This window comes from Mesorhizobium sp. M7A.F.Ca.CA.004.12.1.1 (assembly GCF_003997835.1).
In the GTDB taxonomy this organism is placed as follows: domain Bacteria; phylum Pseudomonadota; class Alphaproteobacteria; order Rhizobiales; family Rhizobiaceae; genus Mesorhizobium.
The window spans coordinates 1-5,399 of the sequence record NZ_RZRK01000425.1 but is presented as its reverse complement, the minus strand read 5'-3'; the positions used below and the strand labels follow the sequence as shown (position 1 = coordinate 5,399).

General features: G+C 61.4%; 12 protein-coding genes. All 12 read right to left on the bottom strand.

All coding sequences use genetic code 11. The features are described 5' to 3' along the window. Nucleotides 1-446, bottom strand: a 446-nt coding sequence (gene rplE, locus EN984_RS21365; protein WP_127383935.1) for a 50S ribosomal protein L5, incomplete at its 3' end; no start/stop codon positions are given. Further along, nucleotides 439-753: a 50S ribosomal protein L24 gene (gene rplX, locus EN984_RS21360; RefSeq protein ID WP_013531428.1), complete on the bottom strand. Its 315-nt coding sequence runs from the start codon at nt 751-753 to the stop codon at nt 439-441. The genes rplE and rplX, both read right to left, overlap by 8 nt. A gap of 12 nt (nt 754-765) precedes the next feature. Then, a complete protein-coding gene (gene rplN, locus EN984_RS21355) occupies nt 766-1,134 on the bottom strand; it encodes a 50S ribosomal protein L14 (protein ID WP_006205457.1) in 369 nt (122 codons plus the stop codon). Nucleotides 1,135-1,217: 83 nt separating this feature from the next. Then, nucleotides 1,218-1,457, bottom strand: a complete 240-nt coding sequence (rpsQ, locus tag EN984_RS21350; protein ID WP_010909280.1) for a 30S ribosomal protein S17 — start codon at nt 1,455-1,457, stop codon at nt 1,218-1,220. Nucleotides 1,458-1,468: 11 nt separating this feature from the next. Further along, entirely contained in the window at nt 1,469-1,669 is a 201-nt protein-coding gene (gene rpmC, locus EN984_RS21345) for a 50S ribosomal protein L29 (protein WP_006205459.1), read from the bottom strand. Between the two features lie 13 nt (nt 1,670-1,682). Further along, nucleotides 1,683-2,096: a 50S ribosomal protein L16 gene (rplP, locus tag EN984_RS21340; RefSeq protein WP_013531427.1), complete on the bottom strand. Its 414-nt coding sequence runs from the start codon at nt 2,094-2,096 to the stop codon at nt 1,683-1,685. 27 nt (nt 2,097-2,123) lie between these two features. Continuing rightward, nucleotides 2,124-2,849, bottom strand: coding sequence for a 30S ribosomal protein S3 (gene rpsC / locus EN984_RS21335; RefSeq protein WP_013531426.1), 726 nt, complete (start codon nt 2,847-2,849; stop codon nt 2,124-2,126). After that, nucleotides 2,849-3,238 (bottom strand): 50S ribosomal protein L22, encoded by a 390-nt coding sequence (gene rplV / locus EN984_RS21330; protein ID WP_006205462.1) that lies wholly within the window; start codon nt 3,236-3,238, stop codon nt 2,849-2,851. Before rplV ends, rpsC begins: the two co-directional genes overlap by 1 nt. A gap of 2 nt (nt 3,239-3,240) precedes the next feature. Next, the gene (rpsS, locus tag EN984_RS21325) at nt 3,241-3,519 is read right to left on the bottom strand and encodes a 30S ribosomal protein S19 (RefSeq protein WP_006205463.1); all 279 of its coding nucleotides are present in this window, start codon (nt 3,517-3,519) and stop codon (nt 3,241-3,243) included. Between the two features lie 16 nt (nt 3,520-3,535). Beyond that, a complete protein-coding gene (gene rplB, locus EN984_RS21320; RefSeq protein WP_024505067.1) occupies nt 3,536-4,369 on the bottom strand; it encodes a 50S ribosomal protein L2 in 834 nt (277 codons plus the stop codon). A 22-nt stretch (nt 4,370-4,391) separates the two neighbouring features. Then, nucleotides 4,392-4,685 (bottom strand): 50S ribosomal protein L23, encoded by a 294-nt coding sequence (locus tag EN984_RS21315; protein WP_013531424.1) that lies wholly within the window; start codon nt 4,683-4,685, stop codon nt 4,392-4,394. Then, entirely contained in the window at nt 4,682-5,302 is a 621-nt protein-coding gene (rplD, locus tag EN984_RS21310) for a 50S ribosomal protein L4 (protein ID WP_013531423.1), read from the bottom strand. Before rplD ends, EN984_RS21315 begins: the two co-directional genes overlap by 4 nt. Nucleotides 5,303-5,399: the final 97 nt, after the last annotated feature.

Below are 5,399 nucleotides of genomic sequence, written 5' to 3'. Positions count from 1 at the left end.
ATGTGTTCCTTGATGCCCATGGCGTAGTTGCCACGGCCATCGAAGCTCTTCGGATTGAGCCCGCGGAAGTCGCGGACGCGTGGCAGTGCGATGTTCACGAGACGGTCGAGGAACTCGTACATACGTTCCTTGCGCAGCGTGACCTTAGCGCCGATCGGCATCTTCTCGCGGACCTTGAAGCCGGCGATCGAGTTGCGGGCGCGGGTGACGACGGCCTTCTGGCCGGCGATCATCGCCAGGTCTTCGGCCGCGATCGAAGGCTTCTTCGAATCGGCGGTCGCTTCGCCAACGCCCATGTTCAGCACGATCTTGTCGATGCGCGGAACCTGCATCTCGTTGTCGTAGCCGAACTGTTCCTGCAACGCCTTGCGGATGGTCTCGTTGTAGACCTGCTTGAGGCGCGGCGTGTTGTTCGCGGTCGCCTGCTTGGATTGAGCCTTAGCCATTGATGACTTCTCCCGAGCGCTTGGCGACGCGCACCTTCTTGCCGTCCTTCTGGAAGATGAAACCGACGCGGGTCGGCTTGCCATCCTTGGGGTCGGCCAGCGCGATGTTCGACAGCTGGATCGGCGCTTCCTTGGTGATGATCCCGCCCTCTTGGGACTGGGACTGCTTCTGGTGACGACGGATCATGTTGACGCCGCGCACCAGCGCGGTGTCTTCCTTCGGCTGCACCGAGAGGACTTCGCCCGAACGGCCCTTGTCCTTGCCGGCCAGCACGACGACCTTGTCGCCTTTTCTAATCTTTTGCATTGGTCCGGCTCCTTACAGCACTTCAGGCGCGAGCGAGATGATCTTCATGTGGTTCTTGGCGCGGAGTTCGCGCGGAACCGGTCCGAAGATACGCGTGCCGATCGGCTCTTTCTTGTTGTCGACGAGAACGGCCGCGTTCTTGTCGAAACGGATCACGCTGCCGTCCGGGCGGCGGATGTCCTTGGCCGTGCGAACCACGACCGCCTTCATCACATCGCCCTTCTTTACGCGGCCGCGCGGAATGGCTTCCTTGATCGACACCACGATGATGTCGCCCACGGAAGCGTATTTCCGCTTCGAGCCGCCCAGCACCTTGATGCACATGACACGACGGGCGCCGGAATTATCCGCGACGTCGAGGTTTGTTTGCATCTGAATCATGACTGGCCGCCTTCTTCTCTTCTAACGGGATGGGCTCAAAGCCCCTCCCCGGTCTGTCCAAAATTCGTTGTTTACGCCCGAGGTCAGGCTTGGTCCGAAGACACGACGATCCAGCGCTTGTCCTTGGAAATCGGCTTCGATTCCTGGATGAACACCTGATCGCCGACCTTGTGGGCGTTGTTTTCGTCGTGCGCCTTGTACTTCTTGGTCATGCGCACGGTCTTCTTCATCACGGGATGCGTGAAGCGCCGTTCGACCTTGACGACAACCGTCTTCTCGTTCTTGTCGCTGACGACGGTGCCCTGCAGAATGCGCTTTGGCATGGTTTTCGTCCTTAAGCCTTCTTAGCCGCGGACTTTTCCGCAGCGATGGTCTTGATACGCGCAATATCCTTACGGACCTGTCTCACGCGCGCGGTCTTCTCGAGCTGGCCGGTGGCCTTCTGGAAGCGCAGGTTGAACTGCTCCTTCTTCAGGCTGGCCAGGTCGTCGGTCAGCTGGTCCTGGGTCTTGGTCCGGATGTCTTCGGCTTTCATGATCAGCCCGTCCTTATTCTGCGATGCGCTGCACGAAGCGCGTCTTGACCGAGAGCTTGGCCGCGCCGAGACGCAGTGCCTCACGGGCGGTTTCTTCATTGACGCCGTCGATCTCGAACATGATACGGCCCGGCTTGACGCGCGCCGCCCAGTAGTCGACCGCACCCTTGCCCTTACCCATGCGGACTTCGGTCGGCTTCGAAGTGACCGGCACGTCCGGGAAAATACGGATCCAGACGCGACCAGCGCGCTTCATTTCACGCGTGATCGCGCGGCGGGCCGCCTCGATCTCACGTGCGGTGACGCGGTTCGGCTCAAGCGCCTTCAGCCCGAAACCACCGAAATCCAGGTTGGTGCCGCCCTTTGCGGTACCATGGATACGGCCCTTGAACTGCTTGCGGAACTTTGTGCGCTTTGGCTGCAGCATCGTTCTAACTCCAAATTCCTAAATGTCTCAGGCGTTTTCGCGACGACGACCGCGTTCGCGATCACCACCACCGCCATGCGCTGCATCGCTTTCGCTGGCCCGACGCTCCGAAGCCATCGGGTCATGCTCAAGGATTTCGCCCTTGAACACCCAGACCTTGACGCCGCAGATGCCATAAGCCGTGTGCGCTTCGGCCGTACCGTAGTCGACGTCCGCACGCAGCGTATGCAGCGGCACGCGGCCTTCGCGATACCATTCCATGCGCGCGATCTCGGCGCCGCCGAGGCGGCCGGCGCAGTTGATGCGGATGCCTTCGGCCCCGAGGCGCATCGCCGACTGAACGGCACGCTTCATGGCGCGGCGGAACGCGATACGACGCTCGAGCTGCTGGGCGATCGACTGGGCGACCAGGGTCGCGTCGATTTCCGGCTTGCGCACTTCCACGATGTTGAGGTGCGTCTCGGACTTCGTCATCTCCATCAGCTTCTTGCGAAGCTTCTCGATGTCGGCGCCCTTCTTGCCGATGATCAGACCCGGGCGCGCGGCGTGGATGGTGACGCGGCACTTCTTGTGCGGACGCTCGATCACGACCTTCGAGATGGCAGCCTGCTTGAGCTCCTTCTCGAGATACTTGCGGATCTTGATGTCCTCATGCAGCAGCTTGCCGTACTCGCCGGTGTTCGCGAACCAGCGCGAATCCCAGGTGCGGTTGATGCCGAGGCGAAGACCGATCGGATTGACTTTCTGGCCCATTATGCGGCCTCCCCTTTTTCTTCGACTTCACGAACGACGATCGTGAGGTGCGAGAACGGCTTCTCGATACGGCTGGCGCGACCGCGGCCACGGGCATGGAACCGCTTCATGACGATCGACTTGCCGACATAGGCTTCCGCCACGATCAGTGCATCGACATCCAGGTCGTGGTTGTTTTCCGCGTTGGCGATTGCCGATTCCAGCGTCTTCTTGACCGTGCCGGAAATCCGCTTGGCCGAGAATTCGAGATCGGAAAGCGCTGTCGCGACCTTCTTGCCGCGGATCAGCGCGGCAACGAGGTTCAGCTTCTGCGGGCTGATACGGATCGTGCGCAATACGGCGCGCGCTTCGTTATCAGCAAGCCTGCGCGGAGCTTTGGCCTTGCCCATGATTATTTCCTCTTCGCCTTCTTATCCGCGCCGTGACCGTAATAGGTCCGGGTCGGAGCGAATTCACCGAACTTGTGACCGACCATGTCCTCGTTCACCGAGACGGGAACATGCTTCTGGCCGTTGTAGACACCGAAGGTGAAGCCGACGAACTGCGGCAGGATGGTGGAGCGACGGCTCCACATCTTGATCACCTCATTGCGACCACCTTCACGAACCTTGTCCACCTTCTTGAGAAGGTAGCCGTCAATGAAGGGGCCTTTCCAAATCGAACGAGTCACTTGGCGTTACCTCTTCTTAGCTCTTGCGCTGATGGCGCGAGCGCAGGATGAACTTGTCGGTCGCCTTGTTGGACCGCGTCTTCTTGCCCTTGGTCGGCTTGCCCCAGGGCGAAACCGGATGGCGGCCACCCGAGGTGCGGCCTTCACCGCCGCCGTGCGGATGGTCGACCGGGTTCATGGTCACGCCGCGATTGTGCGGGCGCTTGCCACGCCAAACCGTGCGACCGGCCTTGCCGTCATTGATGTTGCCGTGGTCCGGATTGGACACGGCGCCGACAGTGGCCATGCAGGAGCCGTGAACGACACGCTGCTCGCCCGAATTGAGGCGCAGGATCGCCATGCCCTGGTCACGACCGACTAGCTGACCGTAACCACCTGCCGAACGGGCGACCTGAGCGCCCTTGCCCGGCTTCAGCTCGATGTTGTGGACGATGGTGCCGACCGGCATCGAAGCCAGCGGCATCGCATTGCCCGGCTTCACATCTACCGATTCACCGGAGACGATCTTGTCGCCGGGAGCCAGACGCTGCGGAGCGATGATGTAGGACAGCTCGCCATCGTCATACTTGATCAGCGCGATGAAGGCGGTGCGGTTCGGATCGTATTCAATGCGCTCGACCGTGCCGACGACGTCGAACTTGCGGCGCTTGAAGTCGATGATGCGGTACGAACGCTTGTGACCACCGCCGATGAAGCGGGCGGTGATGCGACCGTGATTGTTGCGGCCGCCCGACTTGGTCAGGCCTTCGGTCAGACCCTTGACGGGCTTGCCCTTGTAAAGACCCGAGCGGTCGACGATGACCAGCTGACGGGTGCTGGGCGTTACCGGGTTGAATTTTTTCAGTGCCATTGTTCTGTCCTCGCGGCCTTGCTCAGAGACCCGTCGCGACGTCGATCGACTGACCATCGGCCAGCGTCACAACCGCCTTCTTGACGTCGCTCTGGCGGCCAACCGTGCCACGGAAGCGCTTGATCTTGCCCTTGCGGACAAGCGTGTTCACGGCCATCACCTTGACGCCGAACAGCGCTTCGACGGCGGCCTTGATTTCCGGCTTCGACGCCTTCTTGGCGACGTTGAAGACGACCTTGTTCTGCTCGGAGGCCATGGTCGACTTTTCGGTGATCGCCGGCGAGACGATCACGTCGTAATGACGAAGGTCGGTCATTTAAAACGCTCCTCGAGAGCCTCGACGGCGGCCTTCGAAAGGACCAGCGTGCCGCGGCGCAGAATGTCGTAGACGTTGATGCCCTGGATGGGCAGCACGTCGATGTTGGGGATGTTCGTCGCCGCCAGCTTGAAGTTCTTGTCAAGCTCGGCGCCGCCGATCAGCAAAGCGTTGGTCAGGCCCAGCGTCGCGAAATTCGCGATCAGCGCCTTCGTCTTGGCCTCGGTCAGCTTCAGCTCGTCGATGATGATGATCGACGCGCTCTTGGCCTTGGCCGAGAGAGCATGCTTGAGGCCGAGAGCACGAACCTTCTTCGGCAGTTCGTGCTCGTGGCTGCGAACGACCGGGCCGTGGGCCTTGCCGCCGCCGCGGAACTGCGGAGCGCGTGCCGAATGGTGACGGGCGCGACCCGTACCCTTCTGCTTGTACATCTTGGCGCCGGTGCGCGCGATCTCGGCGCGACCCTTGGTCTTGTGCGTGCCCTGCTGCTTCTTGGCAAGCTGCCAGCGCACGACGCGCTGCAGGATGTCTTCGCGCGGATCAAGGCCGAAAATCTCGTCGGAGAGTTCCACCTTGCCGGCGTCCTTGCCGCCCAGCGTTGTGATCTTGAGATCCATTATTCCGCTCCCTCTGTGGCCGGAGCCTCGTTCTTGGCGCCACTTTCGGCAGCAACGGCGCGGATCGCGGCAGGCTTCGGCGCATTGGCCGGCAGTG

Bases quoted from the DNA above. Each gene is read 5' to 3' on its own strand.
- rpsQ (WP_010909280.1), bottom strand. From the start codon at position 1,457: ATGCCAAAGCGCATTCTGCAGGGCACCGTCGTCAGCGACAAGAACGAG.
- rpmC (WP_006205459.1), bottom strand. From the start codon at position 1,669: ATGAAAGCCGAAGACATCCGGACCAAGACCCAGGACCAGCTGACCGAC.
- rplP (WP_013531427.1), bottom strand. From the start codon at position 2,096: ATGCTGCAGCCAAAGCGCACAAAGTTCCGCAAGCAGTTCAAGGGCCGT.
- rplN (WP_006205457.1), bottom strand. From the start codon at position 1,134: ATGATTCAGATGCAAACAAACCTCGACGTCGCGGATAATTCCGGCGCC.
- rplX (WP_013531428.1), bottom strand. From the start codon at position 753: ATGCAAAAGATTAGAAAAGGCGACAAGGTCGTCGTGCTGGCCGGCAAG.
- rplB (WP_024505067.1), bottom strand. From the start codon at position 4,369: ATGGCACTGAAAAAATTCAACCCGGTAACGCCCAGCACCCGTCAGCTG.
- rpsC (WP_013531426.1), bottom strand. From the start codon at position 2,849: ATGGGCCAGAAAGTCAATCCGATCGGTCTTCGCCTCGGCATCAACCGC.
- rplD (WP_013531423.1), bottom strand. From the start codon at position 5,302: ATGGATCTCAAGATCACAACGCTGGGCGGCAAGGACGCCGGCAAGGTG.
- EN984_RS21315 (WP_013531424.1), bottom strand. From the start codon at position 4,685: ATGACCGACCTTCGTCATTACGACGTGATCGTCTCGCCGGCGATCACC.
- rplV (WP_006205462.1), bottom strand. From the start codon at position 3,238: ATGGGCAAGGCCAAAGCTCCGCGCAGGCTTGCTGATAACGAAGCGCGC.